General features: G+C 71.2%; 6 protein-coding genes. All 6 read right to left on the reverse strand.

Going from position 1 to position 2042, the window contains the following annotated elements; all coding sequences use genetic code 11:
• The coding region (locus BA062_RS39440; RefSeq protein ID WP_110344217.1) for a hypothetical protein at positions 1-698 on the reverse strand (698 nt) is incomplete at its 3' end.
• On the reverse strand, positions 695-901 hold the full coding sequence (locus tag BA062_RS39445) for a hypothetical protein (RefSeq protein ID WP_110344218.1): 207 nt from the start codon (positions 899-901) through the stop codon (positions 695-697). The genes BA062_RS39445 and BA062_RS39440, both read right to left, overlap by 4 nt.
• A complete protein-coding gene (locus BA062_RS39450; protein ID WP_110344219.1) occupies positions 901-1233 on the reverse strand; it encodes a hypothetical protein in 333 nt (110 codons plus the stop codon). The genes BA062_RS39445 and BA062_RS39450 overlap by 1 nt, the downstream gene beginning before the upstream one ends.
• A complete protein-coding gene (locus BA062_RS40160; RefSeq protein WP_158303225.1) occupies positions 1230-1370 on the reverse strand; it encodes a hypothetical protein in 141 nt (46 codons plus the stop codon). Before BA062_RS40160 ends, BA062_RS39450 begins: the two co-directional genes overlap by 4 nt.
• Before the next feature lie 109 nt (positions 1371-1479).
• The gene (locus BA062_RS39455) at positions 1480-1725 is read right to left on the reverse strand and encodes a hypothetical protein (RefSeq protein WP_210407138.1); all 246 of its coding nucleotides are present in this window, start codon (positions 1723-1725) and stop codon (positions 1480-1482) included.
• Positions 1722-1967 (reverse strand): helix-turn-helix transcriptional regulator, encoded by a 246-nt coding sequence (locus tag BA062_RS39460; protein WP_110344220.1) that lies wholly within the window; start codon positions 1965-1967, stop codon positions 1722-1724. The genes BA062_RS39455 and BA062_RS39460 overlap by 4 nt, the downstream gene beginning before the upstream one ends.
• Between the last annotated feature and the right edge of the window lie 75 nt (positions 1968-2042).

Genomic DNA, 2042 nt, shown 5'->3' on the forward strand with positions numbered 1-2042 from the left:
TGCTGCACCGGGCCCGCGGTGACCGGGATGAGGTCGGCGCCGTCGGCGCGGACGTGAACGGCGGCGCACCCGTCGACCGGGATCATCGGTTGCTCGTCGCCGTTGTCGTCGACGTAGGTGTCGGCGTAGCGGTACCCGGCCAGCTGCAGCGCGGTTTCGCCGAAGATCCCGGACCGGTTGGTCTTGAGGTCGACGAGCAGCCGCGGGCACTCCTGCGGGTAGCCGGGCACGCCGAGCGGGAAGTCGAAAATGCCGTCGAGAGTCCCGGCGTAGCCGTGCCGGTGGGACATCACAGTGATCTCGATGTGCACGGGCTGGACCTGCCACGCGTCGAGGAACTGCACATAGGACTCGACGTGCCCGGCGAGCTCGTCGGGCACCTCGACCTCTTCGCCGCGCACGAGCCGCTCGGCGAGGTTGTGCACCTCGGTGCCACGCTTCGCCGCCCTGTCCTTCTCCTCGTAGCGGGCCTTGTTCAGCTTCTCCAGCCGTTTCGCGGGCGACAGCTCGCCGAGGGTGTTCCAGTTGTCGATTGCGTACTCGGCGGTGGCCTTGCCCGCCCAGTTGACCAGCGCGGCCTTGGGGAGCCCGCCGGACAGGATGGTGGTCACGCCGGGCACGCGGGCGCCGTTGGCGTCGACGTAGTGGTGCCCTCGGGCGGTGTCGACGCGTCGGATCGGGGCCTTGTAGTTGCTCATCGTGTCCTTCCTGGACGGTTGGAGTGGGGCGGAATCTGTGGGTGCTCGGTCCGGCTGGTGGCGGCGAGGCGGGTGCACGGGCGGATGCGCCGGTCGCTGTGCACGTAGCGGCGCCCCTGCGGATACACCTCGACGTGGTGGGCGGGCTGCCCGCACTCGATGCACGGCTGGCCGTACGCGGGGATGACCTGCTCGGGCTCCATCAGCGCCGCCCGCTCGGCGTCGACGGTCGCGGTCCGCTCGGGGTCTGCTGCGCGCCGGCCCTCAGCTCGTCGCGCAGGATGCGGTCGAGGCGGCTCGTACCACCACGCCACCACGCCAGCGCACCGGCGATCAGCAGCGTGGCGGCGAGGCCGACCGGCGACACCCGGCCCAGCCACACCAGCATGTGGATGCCGACGTACAGCCCGGCGACCGCGAGCGGCACCGCGACGATCGGGCATCCCGCGCCGCCGCCCGGCGTCGTCGGGGACGCGACCGACTCGGCCCGCCCGGCGTCGCGGCCGTCCTGCCGCTCCGACCAGCGCGCGCTCACCGGTCGCCGCCCGATGCGTTGGCGTGCTCGTCGGCCTGGCCCTCAACGTCGGCGCGGACCTGCTCGTACACCGGAGTGGGCTCCGGCTTGAGCACGGGTTCGAACCATTCGCGGGCGGTACCCTTCTCGTCGGGCATGAGAGCTGTTCCTCTCGTGTCTTGGCGGTCCGGTGTTGCAGCACCGGACCGCCGTCCTGTTGTGGAGCCCCCGCCCGCCACCGGGGGAAGTCGACGACGGGCGGGGGAGTCATGCGGCGCGATTGCGCCTGGCTCGTGCCTTTGCGGACTTGGCCGCCATCCGGGAGAAGTGCGCCTTCATCGCGTGGTGCGCGCGGCGTGCCCGCTCGTCGGGGCTGAGCACCCCCTCGGGGTCGACCTGCTTTTCCCACCGGTCGGCGAACGCGGCGCGTGCCGGGCCGGTGTTGGTCTTGCCCTGCGCATGCATCGCGTGGGCGCCGATCCGGGCACGTAGGGCGCGCTGCTCGGGGGTCATCCGGCGGCCCTCGCGTCGTCGAGCAGGTCGTCGAGCTCGACATCGAGCGCTTCGGCGAGAACGGGCGGCAGGCCGGGGCGCGGCATCTGCACACCGCGCTCCAGCTTCCCCAGCGTCGTGTGATGCACGGGGTGCCCGAGCTGGCCGCAGCGTTCGGCCAGCTCGGCATTGGTGAGCCCCGCGCGGGCCCGGAGGCGCGCGAGGCGAGTCCCGCTGAACGGGAGCTGTGTCGGTCGGGGCATGTTTCTAAATCTATCCCTAGATTTCGTTAGATTGCAAGCATGTAGTTTCGGTTCGTGTCGCTACCTGTTGGTAGC

The organism is Prauserella flavalba (genome assembly GCF_003202235.1).
Taxonomy (GTDB): domain Bacteria; phylum Actinomycetota; class Actinomycetes; order Mycobacteriales; family Pseudonocardiaceae; genus Prauserella_A; species Prauserella_A flavalba.